The 23,037-nt window shown below is 66.2% G+C and carries 15 protein-coding genes and 4 pseudogenes; 8 read left to right on the top strand and 11 right to left on the bottom strand.

Annotated features, from left to right (window positions below; translation table 11 throughout):
• The first annotated feature begins 17 nt into the window (after nucleotides 1–17).
• On the top strand, nucleotides 18–878 hold the full coding sequence (locus CFB40_RS17620) for a hypothetical protein (RefSeq protein WP_256976827.1): 861 nt from the start codon (nucleotides 18–20) through the stop codon (nucleotides 876–878).
• Here the strand turns inward: CFB40_RS17620 and CFB40_RS17625 are convergent.
• Together CFB40_RS17625 and CFB40_RS17630 are read right to left on the bottom strand one after the other, a co-directional pair.
• The gene (locus tag CFB40_RS17625) at nucleotides 866–1,972 is read right to left on the bottom strand and encodes a hypothetical protein (protein ID WP_089428694.1); all 1,107 of its coding nucleotides are present in this window, start codon (nucleotides 1,970–1,972) and stop codon (nucleotides 866–868) included. The two genes, CFB40_RS17620 and CFB40_RS17625, sit on opposite strands and share 13 nt — an antisense overlap.
• A 4-nt stretch (nucleotides 1,973–1,976) precedes the next feature.
• The gene (locus CFB40_RS17630; RefSeq protein ID WP_256976828.1) at nucleotides 1,977–2,666 is read right to left on the bottom strand and encodes a hypothetical protein; all 690 of its coding nucleotides are present in this window, start codon (nucleotides 2,664–2,666) and stop codon (nucleotides 1,977–1,979) included.
• On the opposite strand from CFB40_RS17630, the gene CFB40_RS17635 reads away from it, so the two are divergent.
• Nucleotides 2,665–4,224: a fatty acid desaturase family protein gene (locus CFB40_RS17635; RefSeq protein WP_256976829.1), complete on the top strand. Its 1,560-nt coding sequence runs from the start codon at nucleotides 2,665–2,667 to the stop codon at nucleotides 4,222–4,224. The two genes, CFB40_RS17630 and CFB40_RS17635, sit on opposite strands and share 2 nt — an antisense overlap.
• Before the next feature lie 225 nt (nucleotides 4,225–4,449).
• Here CFB40_RS17635 and CFB40_RS17640 read toward each other — a convergent pair.
• Both CFB40_RS17640 and CFB40_RS39100 read right to left on the bottom strand, forming a co-directional pair.
• A pseudogene (locus CFB40_RS17640) lies at nucleotides 4,450–4,716 on the bottom strand (siderophore-interacting protein); the annotation flags it as partial.
• A pseudogene (locus CFB40_RS39100) lies at nucleotides 4,673–4,837 on the bottom strand (PadR family transcriptional regulator); the annotation flags it as partial. The pseudogenes CFB40_RS17640 and CFB40_RS39100, both read right to left, overlap by 44 nt.
• An 809-nt stretch (nucleotides 4,838–5,646) precedes the next feature.
• On the opposite strand from CFB40_RS39100, the gene CFB40_RS17650 reads away from it, so the two are divergent.
• From CFB40_RS17650 to CFB40_RS17665, 4 genes and pseudogenes are all read left to right on the top strand, one after another.
• Nucleotides 5,647–6,648: an FHA domain-containing protein gene (locus CFB40_RS17650; protein ID WP_089431917.1), complete on the top strand. Its 1,002-nt coding sequence runs from the start codon at nucleotides 5,647–5,649 to the stop codon at nucleotides 6,646–6,648.
• 47 nt (nucleotides 6,649–6,695) lie between these two features.
• Nucleotides 6,696–9,506, top strand: a pseudogene (locus CFB40_RS17655) (TOMM system kinase/cyclase fusion protein); the annotation flags it as partial.
• Nucleotides 9,507–9,636: 130 nt separating this feature from the next.
• Nucleotides 9,637–11,091 carry an aldehyde dehydrogenase family protein gene (locus tag CFB40_RS17660; protein ID WP_089428690.1) on the top strand — a complete coding sequence of 485 codons (1,455 nt, stop codon included), beginning with the start codon at nucleotides 9,637–9,639 and terminating at the stop codon, nucleotides 11,089–11,091.
• A gap of 77 nt (nucleotides 11,092–11,168) precedes the next feature.
• Nucleotides 11,169–12,782: a GMC family oxidoreductase gene (locus tag CFB40_RS17665; protein WP_089431918.1), complete on the top strand. Its 1,614-nt coding sequence runs from the start codon at nucleotides 11,169–11,171 to the stop codon at nucleotides 12,780–12,782.
• Nucleotides 12,783–12,849: 67 nt separating this feature from the next.
• Here CFB40_RS17665 and CFB40_RS17670 read toward each other — a convergent pair whose 3' ends face one another.
• Nucleotides 12,850–13,737: a SphA family protein gene (locus CFB40_RS17670; protein WP_089431919.1), complete on the bottom strand. Its 888-nt coding sequence runs from the start codon at nucleotides 13,735–13,737 to the stop codon at nucleotides 12,850–12,852.
• Between the two features lie 422 nt (nucleotides 13,738–14,159).
• Between CFB40_RS17670 and CFB40_RS17675 the strand changes: the two genes are divergently transcribed.
• Entirely contained in the window at nucleotides 14,160–15,134 is a 975-nt protein-coding gene (locus CFB40_RS17675) for a helix-turn-helix domain-containing protein (protein ID WP_256976924.1), read from the top strand.
• 156 nt (nucleotides 15,135–15,290) lie between these two features.
• Here CFB40_RS17675 and CFB40_RS17680 read toward each other — a convergent pair.
• The 5 genes and pseudogenes from CFB40_RS17680 to CFB40_RS17700 all read right to left on the bottom strand — a co-directional run.
• A pseudogene (locus CFB40_RS17680) lies at nucleotides 15,291–16,379 on the bottom strand (porin); the annotation flags it as partial.
• A gap of 175 nt (nucleotides 16,380–16,554) precedes the next feature.
• Nucleotides 16,555–17,277, bottom strand: a complete 723-nt coding sequence (locus tag CFB40_RS17685; protein WP_089431920.1) for an SDR family NAD(P)-dependent oxidoreductase — start codon at nucleotides 17,275–17,277, stop codon at nucleotides 16,555–16,557.
• Nucleotides 17,255–18,376: a 2,3-butanediol dehydrogenase gene (locus CFB40_RS17690; RefSeq protein ID WP_089431921.1), complete on the bottom strand. Its 1,122-nt coding sequence runs from the start codon at nucleotides 18,374–18,376 to the stop codon at nucleotides 17,255–17,257. Before CFB40_RS17690 ends, CFB40_RS17685 begins: the two co-directional genes overlap by 23 nt.
• Nucleotide 18,377: 1 nt before the next feature.
• Nucleotides 18,378–19,682, bottom strand: coding sequence for an MFS transporter (locus CFB40_RS17695; RefSeq protein ID WP_089431922.1), 1,305 nt, complete (start codon nucleotides 19,680–19,682; stop codon nucleotides 18,378–18,380).
• A gap of 18 nt (nucleotides 19,683–19,700) precedes the next feature.
• Nucleotides 19,701–20,234, bottom strand: a complete 534-nt coding sequence (locus CFB40_RS17700) for a 2,4'-dihydroxyacetophenone dioxygenase family protein (RefSeq protein WP_089428683.1) — start codon at nucleotides 20,232–20,234, stop codon at nucleotides 19,701–19,703.
• 178 nt (nucleotides 20,235–20,412) lie between these two features.
• On the opposite strand from CFB40_RS17700, the gene CFB40_RS17705 reads away from it, so the two are divergent.
• Entirely contained in the window at nucleotides 20,413–21,405 is a 993-nt protein-coding gene (locus tag CFB40_RS17705) for a helix-turn-helix domain-containing protein (RefSeq protein WP_089431923.1), read from the top strand.
• A 340-nt stretch (nucleotides 21,406–21,745) separates the two neighbouring features.
• Here CFB40_RS17705 and CFB40_RS17710 read toward each other — a convergent pair whose 3' ends face one another.
• Nucleotides 21,746–22,693: an aldo/keto reductase gene (locus tag CFB40_RS17710; RefSeq protein WP_089431924.1), complete on the bottom strand. Its 948-nt coding sequence runs from the start codon at nucleotides 22,691–22,693 to the stop codon at nucleotides 21,746–21,748.
• Nucleotides 22,694–23,037 lie beyond the last annotated feature (344 nt).

The raw sequence follows: 23,037 nt of genomic DNA on the forward strand, positions 1-23,037 counted from the left end.
GGCGGCAACACTACCCATTGACGCCGTTCGAACCAGCGCCCGCAGCACTCGACTGGTCCGAGCGCTTCATCGAATGTTGGCACGCGCATGACGCCCACGCATCCATGGACACCGTCATTGTGCTGATTGCGGGACTCTATTCTGAGTGGATACCTGCTTGCTTCCGGCATGCTGCGCGAGCGTTGCGCGCCGCACGGTACCCAATCCTGCGTGTACCGGTCCGCTCGTCGCGCGCAGTTGCGGAGCAGGGTGCGCATATCGTGCGCAACCTGTATGCGCGGCTGCCCGCTGATCGCCGCTTTATCGTCCTTGCTCACAGCAAGGGTGGGCTCGATGCATTGGCGGCGCTGCATGCGGATTCAGGGCTTCGTGCTCGCTGCGACGGTATCGCACTCGTTCAGCCGCCCGTCGGCCCGAGTGCGGTCGTCGATGGCTTGCTCGACCAACGGGGGGCGCGCATCGATCCCGCATGGTTGGGGCGAGCCGCTGGAAGATTGCTGCGCACGCGCTGGCTGCATGCAGGTTCGCGCGATATCGGCAGCGGGCGCGACGCGGGCATCGCGACGCTGTTGTCTGCGGTGCCCGGTGGCTTGCATTGTGTGCATGTCGTGAGCTGGTCGATAGAACGCACGTCCCGGTTCGACGCACATCACTCACGCCTCGACCGCTACCGTCCCGGTTGTGCGCACGACGGACAGTTCTATCTCGACCACCAGGCGATTCGCGGCATGCCCCAAGTGTGCGTGCCGCATCTCGACCACGGCCAGCCTGTACTCGGCGGCGCCGGCTTCGATGCAGGGCGTTTCTGGCTTGCACTCGTTGCGCTCCTGAACGATACGCGAGCAGCAGCAGCGGTCGCGAGCGGTCAGACGAGATAGATCTCGAATCCCGGGATCGCTTCGGTGCCTCCCTGATCGAGTGCGCTCGCGCCGGGCGTGGATAGCGTGTATAGGTCCATCGGCAGTGCGGTGTATCGATAGCCGTGCAAGGCGGGCCATAGCGGATCGTGATCGTACAGGCAAAGCTGCAGCAAGGCATAGCGGCTCCGCTCTCGTTGCCAGACCGCATCGAGTAGTGCCTGTGCAATGCCTGGGTCGCGTCCGTTCACATGCAGATGAGTCAGGTAGATATCACGAAGCGGCTGACCGGGTGCGGCGATAGAAGGGCGTCCGAGCAAGGGTGCGATGGCGTTGAAGCTGTGGCGCAGCGCACCGAGCGGCCGCGGCAGACGTTCCAGGACGATGCGCTTGATACGCCCTGCATCCCACGGAGCAACACAGCCCACGATACGCCGCCGCGCGTTACGTGCGACCAGAAAGCGCTCGATTCCAAAGTCGGGCCAGGCGTTCAGGCGGCGCGCGAATTCATCCGTCGTAAAGACGCAACCGAAGGGTTGGGAACGAGACTCCTGATCCAGGAATGTGCGGAGCGCGTCGGCATCGGCGGCCGACGCGTTCGTGATCCTGACGGAACTGGTGCTCCGCGGAGTAATACGGCGCGCATAGATCGATACGTTGCTGTAGCCGCGCCAATGTCGAAATCCGAGCCGGGTCCGCTTGCCTGCGCCGAATAGCGATTGCGTTGCGATCCGGTTGTCGCGAATGACGCAGCAGTACGTATGCTGTACGTCTTCGTGCTGGGCGAGATCGGCGAGGCGATCGACGACATAGTCGACCCACGTGTGCGCTAGTTCGCGATCGGGTGCGATGCGCAAGTCGCCGAGGTAAGCGATGCGCTGCTTCCCGCCGGCGAGGTAACCGTCGCGAACGACCATGCTGGCTATTCCTTTGACGCGCCCGGCACTGTCCTCCGCGAGCCATGTTCGATAGTCGTTCGAATGACACCGATGCAGCGCGAAGTAATCCGGCGAACGATCGAAGCGAAGTGGTATCCCGCTGAGCATCGCATGACGTGTTTGAAACGCGAGGAGCCGTTCATTGTCGATCGCCGTGGCAAGCCGGATCCGCGTCATTGGCTCATTCACCGGTGAAGATTCGTCTCGCCATCGGGCGTAGGTTTTCCGGCGTCAGTTCGCACAGGCAGACGAGCTCGTTGCCGCACGCGTATTCTGGATTGCGCTTCAGAAAATACGCGACATCCGGCAGCCGTCGATGCACGTCGGGCACTTCGGCGAGGGCTGGGGCGAGGCGGCCTTGTGGTACCGGAAACTTGAGCACGCCGGACGAGGCGTCGTATGCGTGCCCGAAGCGCTCAACTGCCAGATGATCGAGTAGTGCCTGATTTACCGGTTCAGTCGGTTGATCGAATCGAGGGGTGAAATCATGTGCGAACGCTCGCAAGTAGCGGTATGTACGATGCCCTTTGCAGATCAGAAACCAGTATAGTGCCACGTCAGGCACGTTGCGTTTCAGCTCTCCGGCGAGTCGAATCCAGCAAAACGCGAGTTGCTGACTGCCCCAGCAGGCCGGATCCACGATCGTATCGCCGGAAAACAGGATGCGCAGTGTGGTGTCGCGCCACTGCTGCTCATATAGTTTCAACGTGGAAAAGCCGCGCAACTTGCCGGTGTCGTCGCGCATGATGACGCAATGTGTCTTGTCGTCGAGGTCGTTTTCGAAGCGTGCCTGTTCCGTATCCCGGTAACAGGTCGAGTAGAGCGCGTACATGTGTGCAACATCGACGTCGCGCAGCTGCGCACGTGTCATGGAACTGGCTCGAAGCGGCATAGCGTCGTTATTCATGCGAGCTGAAACGATTTATCATGATACGCGATTGAGCCGCTCCTTTTTTCATATGCGTGCCATACCTCCTGTTTCCGTCTCCGATTTACCGTCAGCGTTCGACGCGTGGCGCTGGCTCGCATTCTATGTTGCCGTGTCGGGTGCACTGTACTTCTGGGTCACACACGCACCGATGGCACCTGTGGCGCTGTTGCGTCCGGGACCGTACGATGCGGTCATTCCGCGTGTGTCCGCCAGCGTGCCACTTTATTTGAGTTACGCGCTCGTGATGCCGTCGATTGTCTGGTTCGGCCGATGCCGAAATTGGTTGCTGCCCGCGTTTTTCGCAGGTGCACTTGCCGCAGGCCTGTGTATCGTCAGTCATCTGTTATGGCCGACTGCCGTGAGCCGGTCGCCGGCTGCGACAGGATGGATCGCGTGGCTGTATCGGATCGACACGCCACTTGCCGCGAGTCCATGCGGGCATGTTGCGCTGCCGGTGGCGGTAACCGTGGTATTGGCGGCGCTACGTGTCCGTGCAGCGCGCTATTACGCTGCGTGGAGCGCAATGCTTGCGGTCACGGTCTTGACGACCGGGCAGCATCTGATCGCGGACATGCTTGTTGGACTCGCACTCGGAATTGGCGTTGGCTGTGCGACGACCGTGTTCATTCGTCTCGACGTTGACCTGCGTACGGCCGCCGCATTGCTGCTTGAATGGCTATGTATCGTCGTTACGCTGCGAGTTGCGTTATCGGTGGGGCATTGGGCTGGCTACTTCGTCGCTGCCGTTGTCGTCGCGACCCGGCAACACGCATTATTCATTTTGTATCACGACGCGACACACTATCACTTGACCCGCCGCCGTTTCGCGAACGACTTTTTGATCAACTTGGCAATCGGCGTGCCGGGGCTCGTGCCGATCGAATTTTATCGCCCGCTGCATCTCGCACACCATCGACACGTGGGGACCGCGGAAGATCCCGAGCGGAATTATCTGTACCACGCGCAGCCATGGAAATTCGAGCCGCTCGACACACTCCCGCTCGTCCGGCAACTCCTCGGTGATTTGCTCCTGGTCAACATGGTGAAAAACATGCGCGCATATCGGCGTGCGAACGGGCGTGGTGCGTCCATGTCACTGCCGTTGCTTACAGCGATAGCGACGTGGGGCATCCTGCTTTTGCCGCTCGTGCGTGCATGCACAGTACGCGAACTGTTGACGCTTGCGGCCCTTTGGTTCGTTCCTCTTGTGACAATCGGGGCACTGGTACAGAAGATCCGGAGTATTGCAGAGCACAGCGGCGGGCCTGGTGTCACGGCTGGCTGGAATGACTGGACTTATTCGTGGCGCGTCGGGTTACTGGGCCGCTTCTTCATCTGGCCGTACAACATCAACTATCACCAACAGCATCATCGCGAACCCGGCGTGGCGTGGCATCGCCTGCCCGGATTGCGTGCGTCCGACGACCCGGTTCTGTCTTCTCGGCAATTGCTTGCATTGCTCTGGTCGGGTGCCTCGCGCAGCGGTAGCCAAAGATAGAAAAATCCCGACGGCGCGCTGAAGATTCCCGTCGATCCTGGAGCGAAAGGTCGGCACGACCCGTCGCGATCCGTTTGACGCGTGCCGCGCAGCCATTGCACGCCGATCGCGTCATTCGACGGGCGCGTTTCGATGCGCGATCCGATCGCGAGTTGCGCGCCGCCATCGACCGGTGCGCATGGTCGTGCCGACACGTCTGCGTTTTCGGTTAATCGTCAGCCATTTTCTGCGAGTACCTGCCATCGACAGCGCTTCGCCCGCCGCCCACACGTAGCCGTCGCCGGACGGCGGCAGCGGCAGGTCGCGCACGGCATTCAGCAGCACGTCGCCGTCCGCCGCGTCGGCTTCGGCGCGGAAGCGCCAGATTTCATGCACGTCGGCGCGCGTGTCGAACGCGATCTGCGCGGTGCGATCCGCGACTTCCATCACGACGGCTACACGCGCGCCGGCCGGCAATTCCTCGAGACGCCGCGCGATCGCCGGCAGCGCCGAACGGATCGTGGCCGCGACGATGGCGGCCGATCGCGTACCAGAGACCGGCGAACCCGTCAGGGCGGGCATGCGCACCATGACCGTCGCATCGGGCATGGCCGCGGGAAGGGTGGTGTCGCATGATCGAGTCCTATATGTCGTAAAACATATCTAAAGATTTATATCGAAAGATAGGTCGTCAAGGGGATTTATTGGGGCTGGATAGCGCGCGAGGATAGGCTGGCGGCTCGGGGTGGAGATGGCCGTCGATGCGGTGCATCAAGTTGGCGTGTCGATCACGATGATCGAACCTCCGCGCGTCGCCGGCCTCTGCGGCCATTGACAGCGATTGATCGTGACGCGGCGGCGTGCCGGCACGTATCCGCTCGCCGATGACACCGCGAGAGATCGGCTGCGACGCAGTTGAACCCCACAGTAATTCACGTAATAAGATTTGATAAAACGCCGACGATAATTATTTGAATCCATGAAACTGTTTAATTTATTTTCTTTGGATCAAACAAAATTTCCGCGCCGGCAAAGGTATTTAAATCGACCCCGTCATTCAATGTGGTGACTCTGTCGATTGCAAGCCTGTCATGGCCTCCAGGGTGGTGAAGATTTTCGACCCTTTATATGCGAGCCGAAGATTCGTTGTAAATGTAAAGCATTGCAATATTAAAGTGGGATTTGAGTATTTCGATTGTGAAGCGTGATTTTATTTGGCAGGATTTTCATCAAGTTGCTCGAATTTAAAACAACAAAACAACCGACCATTCAATCAGTCGAAATAACACACACCGGATGAGCAACGATCCGAAGGGAAGTTGACGAAGAAACTGGTAACGAGGCGGCGAACGGTCGACACCGTTCGCGATCACTGAATCAATCGCTATCCCGGGCGTCGACGCGTCACTCGAGCGATCCGGGCGAATCCGATACGGGGCAGCCATGGCGATACTCAAGAACGATTCTTCCGGGCAAGCGTGCCTGCTCCGCGCGTATCACGTGTTCGGCCGCGACGCCGCGCGCTGCGATACGGTCATCCGCGACGCGTCGGTGTCCCGGGTCCACGCCCATATCCGCTGGGTCGGCGGGCGATGGGAGCTCCACGATCACAGCAGCAACGGCACGTCGGTATCGGGCGTGCCGTTGCGCGACGGCGAGCACGCGGTGCTGCAGCGAGGCGACGTGATCCGGTTCGGCAGGGCGGGTGTCGCGCCCTGGCGCGTCGAGTCGCTCGACGATCCGGCCGATACGCTATGGCCGGTACGGGGCGCCGTGCACCCGATCGTGCTCACGCCGCGCCAGATCCTGGCTGCCCACGCCGCGCAGCCGGTCACGATCGTCCGGTCGCCGGCCGGCGATTGGCTGTGCGACGACACGTTGCCGCCGCGCGCGCTCCATGACGGCGATGAAGTGTCGACGGGCGACGTCACGTGGCGCGTGGCGCTCGTGCGCCACGGCTCGACGATGACGCTGCGCGCGCCGGCCGATCCGGCCGTGCCGGCCCGATTGCTCGAATTCTTCGTCAGCCGGGACGAAGAGCATGCGCGTGCGCTGCTGCATGTTCGCGGCGGCGTGGTCGATCTCGGCGAGCGCGCGCATCACTACAGCCTCGTCACGCTCGCCCGCGCACGGTCGGCCGACATGCAGGCCGGCTACGACGCCGCCACGCAAGGCTGGATCGAACTCGACCGGCTGGCGCGCATGCTCGGTATCGATACGTCCCATCTCAACGTGCAGATTCATCGCGCCCGGAGCCAGTTCGCGGCGCTGCCGGGGCTGGACGCGAGTCAGCTGGTCGAGCGGCGGCGCGGCAGCGTCCGCTTCGGCGATTTCCCGTTCCGCGTCATGCGCGGCGAGCGCCTCGAATGCCAGTCGGTGCCGGGCGTCGAGCCGCGCATCGGCATGCATCGTCCGGCGCCGGATCCGGTCGTTCATTGCTCGTGAACGCGGAACGACAGCCCGGGTTGCCGACGGCGACACGCGCTCGCGGCGTGCCTCACGCGCATGAATCGCAGCAGGCCGCCGCGCCTTTCGCGGTGCTGGCCGGCAAGCGGCATTACCGGCTCGGTGCGCTGCTCGGCGAAGGCGGCAGCGGCGTGGTGTTTCGCGCGACTTGCGGCGAGACGGGGCAAGACGTCGCGATCAAGCTGATGCGAGACGATGTCGCATGGAACGAAGCCGAGCGCGCGCGCCAGCGCATGCGCTTCCGGCGCGAGACGAGCCTGTGCGAGGCGCTGCGGCACCCGAACATCGTGGCGCTGCTGGACCAGGGGGAAGCGCCCGACGGGCGGCTGTTCGCCGTATTCGAGCGCGTGCAGGGCCGGACCCTGCACGACCGGCTCGCGACGGAGGGGCCGCTGTCTGCCGTCGACACCGGATGGCTGATGGCGGAGGTGCTCGATGCGCTCGCGGCTGCACATCGCCGCGGCATCGTGCACCGGGATCTGAAGCCGCAAAACATCGTGCTCGCGATGGCCGACGACGGGCCGCACGCGAAGCTCCTCGATTTCGGGATCGGCGCGCTGTTGCCCGACGCGACCGAGATCGCGCCCCAGGCCGCGACGCTCGCGGCCGAGGTGCTCGGCTCGCCGTCGTACTGCGCGCCCGAGCAACTGCGCAACGAACCGCCGACGCCCGGAAGCGACCTGTATGCGTGGGGCCTGGTCGTGATCGAATGCCTGACGGGCGAAGTCGTGATGCAGGGCGCAAGCGTCGCCGACATTCTTTATCAGCAACTCAGTCCGGTGGATGTCGCGCTTCCGCCGTCGATCGCGTCGCATCCGCTCGGCTCGGTGCTGCGGCATGCGTTGAGCAAGCATCCGGCGCAGCGTGCCGCCTCGGCCGACGAACTCGCGGCGCAGTTTCGTGCGCTCAATTTCGCCGCGCTCATCGGCCCGTTCGATGCCGGCCGCGCAAGCCGCCGCACACGGCCGCAGCCATTCGCGCCGAACAGCGACGCGGCCGCAACGGCGGGCGAATACCGGCAGGTCACCACGCTGTGCTGTTGCGTGACGATCGCCGGAGACGGCCGGCAACGCCATGCGGGAACCGATCACGACGCCCTGCTCGACCGCTACGAGGCGCAGTGGCTGACGAAGTGCGCGGATATCGCCGTCGGCTATGGCGCGCAGGTCGACGAGCGGCTCGGCGACACGCTGCTGTTCCATTTCGGTCTGCAAGGCGATATCGATCGGCCCGCGCGCCGCGCGGCACGTGCGGCACTCGACATGGTGCGGGTGGCCGGGCGCGCGCGGTTGCCGGTGCCGGCCGAAGCCGGCTGTACGGACAGCGGCGAAGGCTGGCGCGTCGAATTGGCCGCCGCGATTCACGTCGGGCAGGTTCTCGCGCATGCGGCGCAGTGGGCGGGCGGATCGACGCCGGCCGCCGCGTCGCGGTTGTTGCGGCTGGCTGGGTCCGGGCAGATCCTGATCAGCGACGATGCGCGGCTCGCGCTCGAACGGCATGCCGACTTCCGGCCGACCGGGTTGCGGCTGGCGCGGGCGGGCCTCGCGCCGCAGCCGGTGCATGAACTGCTCGGCGAGCGTCGGGCCGATACGCCGTTCGATTCGCTCGACGGCGGCATGCGGGCACCGATGATCGGCCGTACGCGCGAACTCGATGCCCTGCTGCGTGCGTGGCAGGAGACGCTTGCAGGTCATCGTCGCGCAATGCACGGTGTGCCGCCGCGGCTCGTCGTCGGCGATGCAGGAATCGGCAAGTCGCGCCTCGTGCACGGGCTGTGCGAGACCGTGCGGGCACAGGGCCACGCGTTCGCGCATTGCGGATGCCAGCCGGAGCGGGAGAATCATGCGCTGTTTCCGATCCTGCGGTTCATCGGCGCGCATTGGCAACTCGACGCCGACAGTCCGGCCGACATCACGCGCGCGGCGATCGACGCGATGCTCGCGGCGCTCGAATGCGATCGTGCGGCGGCCCGTGTCGCGCTTGCGACCTGGCTGGGGCTGCCTTGCGATGCGAAGGCGGCGAGGTGGCCGGGCGCGCGCGAACAGGACGCACTGTTCGATGTGCTCGAGCAATTGATCGTGTCGCTCGGCAATGGCGCGCCGGTGTTGCTCGTCGTCGAGGATGTGCAGTGGATCGATCGCTCGACCGAGGATTTTCTGGCGTACCTGCAGCGCTCGCCGCGCGCGGCGGCGCTTTGCATCGTGCTCACGTCGCGACCCGCCAGGCTCGCGCGCTGGCGTGGCGTGACCGAGCGCCTGGTACTGCGCCGCCTGCCGCGCGACGACGCGCGGCGCCTGATGTCGGCGCACCTGGGCCAGGGCGCGCTCGATCCGGCCTGGCTCGACCCGCTCGTCCATCGTACGGCGGGCATTCCGCTGTTCATCGAGGCCGTTGCGCGCGAGCTGACGATGTGCGGCGCGGACGGCTCGCTCGCGGGGCTGCGGACGATGGACCCGTGCCCGCTTCCGCTCAGTCTCGGCGGAATGCTCGGTCGCGCGTTCGACCGGATCGACGATGCGCGCGGCACCGCGCAGCTCGCCGCGACGATCGGGCTCGAGATGGATGCGCAACTGCTGGCCGCGGCATCGCCGCATGATCGCGTCACGCTCGACGCGCACCTGCAACTGCTGCTCGAAGAGCGGATCATGTACGCGCAACATCGGCGCGATCGCGTGTTCTATTCGTTCCGCCATGCGTTGATTCGCGACGCGGCGTACGCGTCGATGCCGCCGGCCGTGCGGTGCGCCAACCATGCGCGAGTCAACCGCGCGCTGGCCGCGCAAGCCGATCGCGGCGCGGACGCACCCGCGTTCGGCGCCGACGAACACGCCACGCGCATGTGCATCTGAATCCTGCATTCGATGCACGGATGTCCCAGCGGTGCCGCCACCCGCGTCCTACAGTGGGCCAGATAGGCCGATCCGGCTTTCAGCGCCGGATCGGCTTCGACAATCTGGAGACAACCCCATGACAGCCGAGTACACCCTTCAACACCGGATCGCGGGCGACGCGTGTGACGCCGCGCAGGGCGAGTGGTTCGAGAAATTCGAACCGTGCACCGGGCACCTGCTTGCGCGCGTGGCGGCCGGCACCGGCGTCGACGTCGACCGGGCCGTGCGTGCGGCCCGCGCGGAATTCGACGGCGGACACTGGCGCCGGTTGCCCGGCGCGGCGCGAGCGAAGCTGCTGAACCGGCTGGCCGACCTGCTCGAGCATGACGCGGAACGCTTCGTCGAGTTGCTGGCGCGTGAACAGGGCCGCCCCGCGATGGAAGTGCGCATGATGGACCTGCCGATGTCGATCGACACACTGCGCTACTTCGCCGGATGGGCGGACAAGCTTGAAGGCCGCCAGATTCCGACCGGCGGCTTCATGGGACGCCCGACCGTCAACTACACGGTGCGCGAAGCAGTCGGCGTCGCCGGCCTGATCGTGCCGTGGAATGCGCCGCTGATGATCGCGTGCTGGAAACTGGCGCCCGCGCTCGCGGCCGGCTGCACGGTCGTGATCAAGCCGTCGGAGGACGCGCCGCTCGCGGTCGGGGCGCTGGCGGACCTGGCGGCGCAGGCAGGCTTTCCGCCGGGTGTCGTGAATCTCGTGCACGGCATCGGCGCGTCGGTCGGCGCCGCGCTGGTCAATCACCCGGGCGTCGACAAGGTCAGCTTTACCGGTAGCACCGAGGTCGGCCGCACGATCGCGCGCGAAGCCGGCGCACAGTTCAAGCGGCTGACGCTGGAACTCGGCGGCAAGGCGCCGCAGATCATCTTCGACGACGCGAATCTCGAGCAGGCGATCGCCGGCGTCGCGATGGGGCTGTTCGTCAACCAGGGGCAGACGTGCGCGGCCGGCACGCGCGTGCTGGTGCAGCGCCGTCACTACGACGACGTCGTCGGCGCGCTCGCGCATGCGGCGCGGTCGATCAGGGTCGGCACGCCGTTCGACCCGGCGACGCAGATGGGTGCACTGATCAGCGCCCGCCATGCCGACCGCGTGAAGACGCATATCGCCGTGGCGCTTCACGACGGCGCGACGATGGTCGCGGGCGACGAGCCGGTGCCGTCGCAAGGCTTCTTCGTGCGGCCGACGGTGTTCGCGAATGTCGATCCGGCGATGCGCATCGCGCGCGACGAAGTGTTCGGGCCGGTCGGCACGATCATGCCGTTCGATACGGAAGACGAGGCCGTCGCGCTGGCGAACGACACCGTCTACGCGTTGTCCGCCACGCTGTGGACCCGCGATCTCGCGACCGCGCACCGTACTGCCGCCCGTCTGCGGGTCGGCGCGGTCGCGGTGAACGCGTGGAGCCCGCTCGACGCACGGCTGCCGTGGGGCGGCTTCAAGGAGAGCGGCGTCGGGCGCGACCTGTCGCAGAGTGGGCTCGATGCGTACCTGGAGGAGAAGGTCGTCACGATCGCGATGTAGCCGCGCACGTGCCGGCTCGGAGACACAACAACAAGATCGCGGGCATTGCTTGCCCGCCTATCCCATTCGACAGACACATGACTACTCAAGACCTGACCTTCGATTACGTCGTCATCGGCGCGGGTTCCGCCGGTTGCGTCGTGGCCGCGCGGCTGATCCAGCAGAACGCCGGTTCGGTGCTGCTGCTGGAAGCCGGCACGCGCGACGACAATCCGTTTCACCGGATTCCGGGCGGCGTGATGCAGGTGTTCCAGAAGAAATCGTGGCCGTACATGACCGAACCGCAGCCGAACGCGAACGGCCGCAGCATGATCATCGCGCAGGGCAAGGTGCTGGGCGGCGGCAGTTCGGTCAACGGGATGATCTACATCCGCGGGCAGCGCGACGATTACGACGACTGGGCGACGCAGTGGGGATGCACGGACTGGCGCTACGACGACGTGCTGCCGTATTTCATGAAGGCGGAAGCGAACGAAAGCCTCGGGCCTGCGTATCACGGCCAGACGGGTCCGCTGCCCGTCAGCGAGAACCGTTATCGCCATCCGTTGACGGCTGCGTTCATCCGGGCCGGGCAGGAGATGGGGCTGCGCTACGTCAACGATTTCAACGGCGAAGTGCAGCAGGGCATCGGCTATTACCAGACGACGACGCGCAACGGCGAACGCGCAAGCACCGCGCAGACCTATCTGGCGTCGGTGCGCGACGACGTGAAGCTGAAGGTGGTGACCGGCGCGCTCGTGCACCGGATCCGGACCGATGCGGCGCGTGCGGTCGCGGTCGAATTCAGCGAAGGCGGCCACGCGCCCGTGTCGGTGCGCGTGCGCAACGAGGTCGTCGTGAGTGCGGGAGCGATCGGGAGTCCGAAGGTGCTGATGCTGTCCGGCATCGGGCCGGCGGAGCATCTTGCCGCGCTCGGGATCGATACGGTTGCCGCATTGCCGGTCGGCCGGAATTTCCACGATCATCTGCATATGTCGGTGCAGGCGTCGATTCGCACGCCGGCGAGCCTCTACGGCGAGAACACCGGGCTCCGGGCGATGCGCCATTTCCTGCAATGGAAGTGCTTCAGGAGCGGGCTGCTGACCAGCAACATCCTCGAAGGCGGCGCATTCATCGACACGCAGGGCACCGGGCGGCCGGACGTACAGTTCCATTTCCTGCCGCTGCTCGACAACTTCGACAATACGCCGGGAGAGAAGCCCCCGGCGAGCGAGCACGGCATGTCGGTCAAGGTCGGCCATCTGCAACCGAAATCGCGCGGGCGGGTGGCGTTGCGCAGCAAGGATCCGTCGGATCTTCCGAGGATCGATGCGAACTTCCTGAGCGACCCGGCCGACCTCGACGGCCAGATCCGGGCGGTTCAGGCCGGGCTCAGGATCCTGTCGGCGAAGGCGCTGCAGGCGCACGTGAAGGAAATCGTCGCGCCGGCTCGGATCGATGCGGACGACCTGCCAGCAATCGAGGCGTTCGTGCGGCAGGACATCAAGACCGTCTATCACCCGGCCGGCACCTGCAGGATGGGTACGGACCCGCGGACGTCGGTGGTCGACCAGAAGACGCTGCGCGTGCACGGCTTCGCCAATCTGCGCGTGATCGATTGCTCGATCTGCCCGCAGGTGCCGAGCGGCAACACCAACGCGCCGGCAATCATGATCGGCGAACGCGGCGCTGATCTGCTGCTCGGTCGGTGAAAGAGGCGGCGCAGGGCTGACCTGCGCTGACTTCGCGTCGGGCGATGCCGACGCCGTTTCGTTCGAATCAGAGCGGAAACACGGCCTTGAGCCAGAACGCCGCGCCTTCCGGGCGGTTTCGCACATCGGTTTCCATCTGGTATTTGGCGGTCACGAACCAGCCCTTCCCGCTGTCGTACTTGATCGACGGGCCGATCGCGAACGCACGGCCGCGATTGCCGGCGATGGTTTGCCCGGCCTGTGAGTCGTCCGTCATCTGCCGGTAGACATAGCCGCCCGCGCCGACCGTCAGCCCGTTGCCGAAACCCCAGCCCGCCGAATAGTCGACGATGAATTCCTGGCCGGACCGGTAGTCCGTCGCGTGGTTGCGCTGGTTGAAGGTCCACATCAGCTTTGCATCGAACACCGGCCCGGTACGGCCGCCGTACGAGATCCCCGCGATCGGCTGGATCGCCCAGACGTGTCGGCCGATGTTGGCCAGGTCGCTTTTGTCGTACCGGCCCGTTGGCGCGAAGAAATCGACGGCGAGCAGCGTGTGGAGCGTCGGCGTGACGTGCCAGCCGAGCGCCGGCCCGAACGTCATGTCGCCGACACCGGTTCGCCGCTGCGATTGCCCGCCCGCGTGCACGTCGAGCGTGACGAGCGGAAGCAGCGCATGCATGGCCAGCGACGCGCCGGCAAATGTGTAGGGTGTGACCCACACGATCCGTGGCGTCACCGAATAGGCAGTGATGCTGAAGTCCGGCGGCGCGACGTTGCGGCCGTCGTTGTCGCGCAGTTCGCCGGCGTGGTAGCGCTCCGCGTAGATCAGTGCATAGAGCCCCGGCGGCGGCAGTGCGCAGCACAGGTAGCCTTCCGCCCCGGTCGGGTAGACGGAGCCGCCGCCTTCGGTTGCGTGAGCGCCGTGCGCGACGACGAGCGCGGACAGCATCACGGAAAGGGATCGTCGTTTCATCGGTTGTCTCCTCCTGCGGCGCGCGAGCGGCCGCCGTTTGTCTTCGGGCGGCTTGCGTGACGGCATGGGCCACGCACGTGAAGCCCGGCCGGAAGCCGTTTTTCCGCCCGTCAGCAGGGTGCCGCGCCAGTTTTTCGCTCGCATGTGTTTGCGTGCAGAGCCGTCAGGAGTGCGGTGCATCTAGGGGAAATCTTTACAGCGTCAGGTAGCGTTCCGGCCACGCATGGGAGTTGTGCGAATGTTCTTTCGCATCGATGCGCCGTACGCTACGAGCCGATCCCCTCTCATCGGTGCTGGCCGGGCGCGTGTCGTCGCACATGACCGGAAGTCGGGCGAGTCGATCGTCGCGCCCGCTGCATGCGCACGCAGGCGGCCATGCAATGGACGTACTTGAAGGCCGGATATTTCTGGAGGCAAACGTCATGATCGATTCGGGTGCGCATCCGCCGCAGCGGGAAGGCGGCGTGCCGTGCTGGTCGGAGCAGATCCGGCATCGGTTCTTTCCGCTGGAGCTGAACGCCGGCGCGTCCGGCGAATTCGATGCGAGCGTCGACGTGTTCGATCATGCGCGCTGCCGCGTGGCGCGCATTGCGGCCAGCGCGCACAGCGCCTCCATCGGTCGCGACGCCTGCAAGACGCTGAAGCACCGCTACGTCAAGGTGATCTGGCAACTGAGCGGCGTGGCGAGGCTCGAGCAGGGTGCCAGCGAAGTGATCGTGCCGCCCGGGCATTTCACGCTGTACGAGGCGAGCAGCCCATACTGGATTCAAAACGACGCACACGGCGAATTCGTCACGATGCTGTGCGAAGTGGCCGACCACGACGCGCTGCTGGCGTTGGCCCGGCACGCGATCGGCCGCGCGATGCCGACGACGGGCGGCGCGGCCGTGGCGCTCGCGAGCCTGCAGGCGATGATCGCCGAGGGCCGGCGCATGAATCCGCGCAGCCGCTTCGGCGTGCTGGAACTGGTGGCGACGTTGCTCGCCGAGACCATCGATTTCGCGGACGGCACGGCGCCCGCTTCGCGGCGCAAGATCCGCGAGACGTTGCTGCGCGACGCGCAGCAATACATCCATCGGCATCTGGACGACGGCGAACTGTCGCCCGATCGTATTGCCGCCGCATTGAAGGTGTGCCGCCGCACGCTTTACCAGGCGTTCGAATCGATCGGCGAGCGGCCGCAGGCGATGATCCAGCGCCTGCGGCTCGAGAAGTGCCATGAAGTGCTGTCGCAGACCGGTGCCGACGGGGCGAGCATTACGCGCCTCGCGCTGCAGTCGGGGTTTTCCGATCCGGCGTATTTTGCGCGCCTGTTTCGCCGGCGCTTCGGCGTCACGCCGTCGCAGTGTCGGGATGCGGCGATGCAGGACGAGGGCGGTGCGGGATCGTCGGGTTAGTCGCGGCGTGCATTCGTTGCGATTCGAACCGACTCGATCGGAGGATGGCCGGCAGCGTGTGACGACGAACGCGGCAGCGCGGGCCGGCACCGCGCCTGCGTCGTCAGGCGATCCGAACACAGGGGCGTCGCCAGAATCCGCCGAGACGGCGGCCTGGAACCGCGTGCTGAACCCGATCCGCGCGATCGACTGCAGCGCGCCGCTCGACGCGCCGTTCGCATCCATCACGCCGTTGATCTGCGCGTTGCTGCCGTGGTCCGCGCGCTGGTGCACGCCCGCCACGTACACCATCGTGCGTTTCGACAGCCAGTACTGGACGGCGGCCAGGAGCTGGTGCGCGTGCGCGTTGTCGAGCGTGTCGTTGCCCTTCATGTACGTATAGCTCGCGCCGATCACCCATGCCGGCGACGGCCGCCATGCGGCACCGGCTTCCGCCGACCACGCACCCGCGCCGTTCTGCGCGTTGCGTACCGTCGTGAAGAGCGCCTTCCCGGTGACCGTGCCGAGCGTGTAGTGCACGCCCGCGCCCCAGTTGCGCACGCTGGTCGGCGGTAGCCCGTTCGTCGTGCCGTACTTCTGGTTCGTATAGGCCGCGCCCGCGCCGAACGGGCCGTTGTCGTAGCTCGCGCCGACGCTGACCGTGTTGTTCGCGCCGACCGACCCCGCGACGTTCCCGAAGCCGTACAGCGCGCCGACGGTCAGGCCCGACAGCGACGGGCTCGTGTACTTGACCGAATTCGCGACACGATTGCTGCCCGCGACGCGATCCCAGTCGAATGCGCCGGTCGGGTTGTTCGGCAACGCGAGCTTGTCGAACGGCCCGTTGCGAAAGCCGTACAGGCCGACGAGATCCTGCGCGATCTCGTTGCTGCTCGCGGCCAGCGCGTCGACCATGAACTCGTACTGGTTGCCGAGCGTCAGCGTGCCGTACCGGTCGTTCTGCAGCCCGACATAGGCGGTGCGCGCGAACAGCCCGCCGCCGATGATCGAGCCGTTGCCGAGCGAATACTGGTTGACGAGCCGGAAGATCGCGCGCGTGCCCGCGCCGAGATCCTCCTTGCCTTCGAAACCGAGCAGGTTCGGGAAGAAGATGTTGTCGTCGAACTTCGCGGCGCCGTGGCCGCCTTGATTGCTGACGTAGCTGATGCCGGCATCCATCAGCCCGAACATCGCCACGCTGCTCTGCGCGAACGACACGGCGGGAATGGTGCATGCCGCGAGCGCCAGAAGGGTCTTTTTCGTCATCTCCAATGTGCTCCTCACATGTTTCCGATCGAGTCGGATATTTTTTATTGGACTACTGATTGATATGAGCAAAGCTGAACCGGATGAATCCCGGCTCAGTGACAACCGAAGGAAATCGATGTGGGACGGGCATCGGCAGCAATCGCGGGCGTGCCGATGCCCGCTCAGCAGCGCGCTAGACCGTCGAATACCCGCCATCGACCGGCACGACCGCGCCGGTCACGAACGACGCGCTGGGCGAGCACAGGAACAGGATCGCGTCCGCGACTTCGTCGGCCGTGCCCCAGCGCCCGAGCGGCGTGCGCTCGAGGATGCGCCGCGACGCCTGCATGTCGGCCATCAGGCCGCTGCTGAGCGGCGTATCGATCCAGCCGGGCGCGACCGCATTCACGCGAATGCCGCGATCGGCCCACGCCTGCGCGAGCGAGCGCGTGAGCTGCGCGATGCCTCCCTTGCTCGCGCTGTACGCGGGCCGGTCCTTGCTGCCGAAGTACGTGTACATCGACGCGATATTGACGATGCTGCCGCCGTGTGCCGACAGCGCCGGCCGCGCGGCGTCGGAGGCACGCATCACCGACGTCAGGTTCACGTTCAGCACGAGCTCGAACTGGTCCATCCGGTATTCGTCCGCGTGCCGGCTGATGCCGACGCCGTTGACGAGCACGTCGAGCCGCGGCAGCGCCGCGATCGTGCGCGTCAGCGCATCGCTGTCGGTCACGTCGAGTTCCACGCAGCGAACGCCCGCATGCACGGGCGCATGCGGGTCGGCCGCATTGAGCCCGAGCGCGACGACCGACGCGCCGGCCTCCGCGAACCGCATCGCCGTGCGCGCACCGATGCCCGACGTGCCGCCCGTCACGACGACGGACTGCCCCTCAAACGCCCACTGACGACTCATGCTCGACGCTCCCGATGGTGTGCGCGCGACGGGCGGGCCGTTGCGCGGGTGAAACGAGGATCTTGATTTGCGCGCGGTCGGCGAGCAGCGCGTCGAAGCCGTCGGCGACGGCGTCTTCGAGCGACACGATGCGCGTGACGATCGACGTGAGGTCGAGCGCGCCCGACGCGACGATGCGCAGCAGGTCTTCGTACGCATGCCGGTAGCCGACGCTCGCCGTGAAGGTCAGCTCGTCGTTGACTGCGCGGAACGCGTCGAAGCCGGCATGCGGCATCAGGCCGACCATCACGACGCGTCCACCCTTGCGCAGTGCCTGCATCGCCGATTCGAACGTGGCCGGCAGCCCGGCCGCTTCGAAACTCGCATCGACGCCGAGCCCGCCCGTGGCCGCGCGGATCGCGTCCTGCAGCGCGGATGCACCGAGTGCGCGTGCGTCGAACGTATGCGTTGCGCCGAAGCGCGCGGCCGCCGCGAGCCGTTCGGGCGAGACGTCGACGGCCACGATCGTGGTCGCCCCCTGCAGTTTCGCGAGCATGATCAGCAGCAGGCCGATCGGGCCGAGGCCGAACACCGCACAGGTTTCGCCGAGCCGCAGTTCGCCACGCCGCAACGCGTGCAGCGCGACGGCCGCCGGCTCCATCACCGCGGCCTGCTCGAGACTCACGCCGTCAGGCAGGCGATGCAGCATGTACGCCCGCACGACCGCGAAGTCGGCCATGCCGCCGTCGCCCATCAACCCGGCGAAGCCCATCGACACGCACAGGTTGTACGACCCCGCGCGGCAATACGCGCACTGGCTGCAGCGATACTCGGGCTCGACCGCGACGCGATCACCCGCGCGCAGCGCCGTCACGTCGTCGCCGACCTCGACGACGGTGCCGCAGAACTCGTGGCCGAGCGTCAGCGGCGCGGTGCGGCGCGACAGCGGATGCGGCGTGTCGACCGGAATCGCGTGCGGGCCGTCCGCATATTCGTGCAGGTCGCTGCCGCAGATCCCGCAGTACGCGATCGCGATGCGCACGTCGCCGGGGCCGACGCGCGGCGTGTCGATTTCCACGAGACGGACGTCGCGCGGGCCATGCCATTGAAGTGCCCGCATGTCAGTGGCCTCCGAGGTTTTGTGGATCGAGATGGTTCGCGGCCGAGCCGGCGAGTGCGCGCTTGCGCAGCACGGCGGGCGCGGTCTCGACGAGGCCGAACGACAGCACGCACGCGAGGATCGCGCCGGCAGCCGACGTCCACATCGCGAACTGCAGGCCGTACTGGTCCGCCGCGAAGCCGGCAACGGTCGGTGCAACGAAGCCGCCGATCAACTCACCGGCGCCCATGATCAGGCCGAGCGCGCTGGCGATCGCGCGCGGCGGCACCGTTTCGGCCGGGATCGTCGCCATGAACAGCGTGAAGCAGCCGAGGCCCGTGTACGTGGCGAACACGAGCGCGCCGAGCGCCCACAGCGAGCCGGCATGGATCATCACGACCGGGCACACGGCCGCGATCAGCGCGAACACGATCATCGTCGGCTTGCGGCCGATCCGGTCGGAGATCGCCGGCACCGCGAAGCCCCAGAACACCCACGCGGCGCCGAGGCAGGTCATCACGACGCCCATGTCGGACGGCGACAGATGGCGGCTTTCCACGAGGAACACCGGCGCGAACGAGATGATCACGACGAACCACGTGAGAAAGAAGCCGCTGATCAGCACGCAGAGCAGGATGTTGCGCTCCTTCAGCAGCGCCCATCGGTTGATTGCCGCGCCGCTCGCGGCCGGCGCGCCGCCGGGTTCGGCCCGCGCGTGCCGCACGCCGCCGGGCGGCGCTTCGCGCACCCAGCGCCAGATGCAGAACGCGATCAGGAAGCCGGGAAGGCACGACACGTAGAACGCCTCGCGCCAGCCGTACGTGGTCGCGATGCCGATGACCACCGGCGGGCCGATCATCGCGCCGAGCAGGCCGGCGGCGGAGCCTTGCAGCAGGCCCATGTTCAGCCCGCGGCGGCTCGGCGTCGAGCTTTCGACCATCAGCGATTGCGACAGCGGCAGCACGGGGCCTTCGGCGATGCCCATCAGCGCGCGGAACGCGATCAGGCTCGCGAAGCCGCCGACGAGCCCCGACAGCGCCGAGCACGCGGAAAAGCCGAGCACGGCCGCGATCAGCAGCGGCTTGCGCGTGCCGCGCGCGTCGGACCACGCGCCCGTCGCGGCGCCGGACAATGCCCACGTAAGCGCGAGCGCGGACGACACCATGCCGAGCTGCGTGTTCGTCAGGTGCAGCTCGGCCGACATGAACGGGAACAGGAACGACAGCGCGAGGCGGTCGAAGAACACGAAGCCGAACGTCATGAACAGGATCAGCAGCAACCTGTTCTCATACGTCCACGCGGATCGGGAGGCGGAAGGGGATGTCATGGTGAGCCTCGCCGCGCGTCAGCGGAACAGCTTGTCGATCGCTTGCGCGCCGAGGCCGACCTTCTCGTAATGCGCCTTGCACATCGCGATGTACGAATGCACGTCGAAGTAGCCGTCTGGATTGCCTGCTTCGTCGAGCCAGATCAGCGGCCCCTTCACGATGAAGAACGCGCGCATCGGCTCCGGGTGATCGAACGCGACGAGCGTGTGGCCTTCGCCTGGCGTCTCGTACACGAAGTCGCCGCGCGTCGCGGTCCATTCGTGCTCCAGATAACCCCACTTTCCCGACAGCGTGTAAGCGAACACCTCGTGCGGGTGATAGTGCCGGTTCACGAGCCCGGCTTCCTTCGCCATCAGGATGTCGCACCATTTGTTCTGCGACGGCGAGATCCACAGCGGCCGCGACGAAACCGTTTCGGTGAACGGAACGTAATAGCGCTCGTCGTCGGTGGCCGCGTTCGCGATGTACGCTTCGGGCAGCGCATCGGGCTTGAACGGATTGGCAATCGGCGGGATGTTTTGCCAGAATTCGGCTACGGCTTTGTCGACCACGGTTTGTCTCCTTAGGTATCAGTTGTCGTGGGCTCGACTGTAGCCAGCCGGTGCGCGCCGCTCTTGACTGGGCTGGACGAATTGCTTGACCGCGCCGGACATTGCATCGCACCAGAATCCAGACGAACCATCCCCCAATCCGTGCCGCTCCGCACGACAGGCGCCCGCAGGAGGCGACGTGACGAATTCGACCGTTTTTTCCCGCACGCGAGGCTCGACGGCCGACGTGCCGGCGCGCGACAGGATGGCGTACTGGGATGCGTTCAATGCGGCGACGCTGGTCGGGCTGCGCTGTTCGTCGCTGTCGCCGGCCGGGCTCGAGGTCGAGAAGACCGATATCGCGTTGCCGGGCCTCGGCATCGCGGACATCAGCGGCCAGGATCACGTGATCGAGCGCAGCCCCGCGCTGGTGCGCCAGTTGCCGAAGGAGTCGCTGTTTGCGTGCCAGATCCTGAGCGGGCGCGCGTATTTCATCCAGCGAGACCGTTGCCTGCTCGCGGACGCCGGCGATGTCGTCGTCTACGACACGCGCGTGCCCTATCTGTTCGGATTCCTGACGCCGATGCGGCAGCTGCTGATCGATATCCCGATCACGACGTTCGACGACCGGCTCGATGCGGAACTGGCGGCGCTGCCGCTGCGGATCGCGCCGAAACCGGGCGCGGGCGCGATGCTTGGCGCGACGTTGCGCGCGAGCGTCGAGCGCTTCATGAAGGATCCGGTCGAGCGTGACGCCGCGCAGTTCGCCGAACACACGCGCACGCTGGTCGCGGAACTCATCGATGCGGAGGTGAACGGTGCGGGTGCCTCACGTGCGTCGCTGTCGTATCTGCTGACCGCGAAGCAGTACGTCGCGACGCATCTCGGCGATCCGGAACTCGGGCCGCAGGCCGTCGCCGACGCGGTCGGGCTGTCGCTGCGGCATCTGAGCCGGCTCTTCGCAGCCGAAGGCGAGTCGATCACGCAGCACATCTGGTCGGAACGGTTGTCGCATGCGTATCGCGAGCTGACCGATGCGCGGCTGCGCAAGACGAGCGTCGGCGAAATCGCGTTCCGCTGGGGCTTTTCGAGCCAGGCTCATTTCAGCCGTGCGATTCGCGAGCGCTATGGCGCGTCGCCGATGGCGCTGCGCGAGGCGGCGCGGGCGGACGGGGCTGATTCCGGCAGGTGATGCAGAGGGAGCGGCGGCGCGTGTCTCACGCGCCGTCTTTTTATTGTCGTGAACGAAAACGCCCGCGCGCCGCGTTGCGTTACTCCGCGAGCATGAATTCGGCGCAGCGTTCCGACATCATGATCGTCGGAGCGTTCGTATTGCCGGACACGATGCGCGGCACCACCGACGCATCGCAGATTGTGCGGCGGGCCGCCCGGACGCGCGCCATTGTACTCACCCGCCACTCACGAATGACCCGCCCCCGCGAATGCCGTGACAAGCGCGCGCACATGACACCGGCCGGTCGCGGAACCGCGCGGACTGCGCGATCCGATCGACCGGCCTGCTACAGCTGACTTCAGGCCGCGCTGGCTTCGTCGATCCGGCGAATGTCGTCCTGATCGAGCTGAACGCGGATCGCTTCGCCGAGCGATGCCAACTGCGCCAGCGACGTCGCGCTGGCGATCGGCGCGGTGATCGTCGGCCGCGCGATCTGCCAGGCGAGCGCGATGGCGGCCGGCTGCGTGCCGTGCTTCGCCGCCACCGCGTCGAGTGCCGCGAGGATGCGCAGCCCGCGTTCATTGAGATACCCGGCGACGCGATCGCCGCGCACGCTCTTCTTCAGGTCGGCCTCGCTGCGGTACTTGCCCGACAGGAAGCCGCTCGCGAGCGCGTAGTAGTTGACGACACCGAGCTTCAGGTCGCGCACGACCGGTTCGAGATCGCGTTCGTAGTCGGCGCGGTCGAGCAGGTTGTATTCGGGCTGGATGACCTGGTAGGCGGGCAGGCCGTCGCGCTTGCTGATGTCGGCCGCTTCGCGCAGCCGTGCGCCGCTGTAGTTCGATGCGCCGATGATCCGCACCTTGCCCGCGTCGATCAGCGTTTGATAGGCGCCGAGCGTTTCTTCGAGCGGGGCCGTATCGGCGAGGTCGCGATGCGAGAAATACAGGTCGATGTAGTCGGTCTGCAGGCGGCGCAGCGAATCGTCTACCGCCTTCAGGATGTTGTCTTTCGACAACCCCGCGCGCGCGCCCAGCAGGCCGACCTTGGTCGCGATCACGACCTGCTCGCGCTTGCCGGAGCGCTTGAGCCACTTGCCGATGATCGTTTCCGATTCGCCGCCGTGGTTGCCGGGTACCCAGGCCGAGTAGACGTCGGCCGTGTCGATGAAGTTGATGCCGGTGTCGGCGAGCGCGTCGAGCAGCGCAAACGACGTGTTCTCGTCGACGGTCCAGCCGAAGACGTTGCCGCCGAACGCGAGCGGCGAAACCTGGATGTTCGATGTGCCGAGGGTGCGTAGTGCCATGTTCTGCTCCGATATCTGCGGGTGACGGAATGGAACTGCGGGATGGGCCGAGACGATCACGGCGAGACGACGGGGTACGTGGTGCGGTCACGCCGTTGTCGCGGGACGCCGGACATTCTCGCCGATCGCTCCGAATCGTGCAGGCGGCGCACCGTCGCGATGGCGGACGGCCTGACGCGGATGACGGACGCTCCGTCCGTTGCGTGGGTACTTCGTGTGGCTGCGTTCGATCAGGAACCGATTTTTGTCGCGGCTGGCGCGACTTGACGCGGAACGGCGCGTGGGCGGAAGCAGGTGGGAGGGCGGGAACGTGGATGTTCCGGCATTGCGCCGAAGCGGGCGGG

The sequence above is a fragment of the Burkholderia sp. AU31652 genome (assembly GCF_002223155.1).
In the GTDB taxonomy this organism is placed as follows: domain Bacteria; phylum Pseudomonadota; class Gammaproteobacteria; order Burkholderiales; family Burkholderiaceae; genus Burkholderia.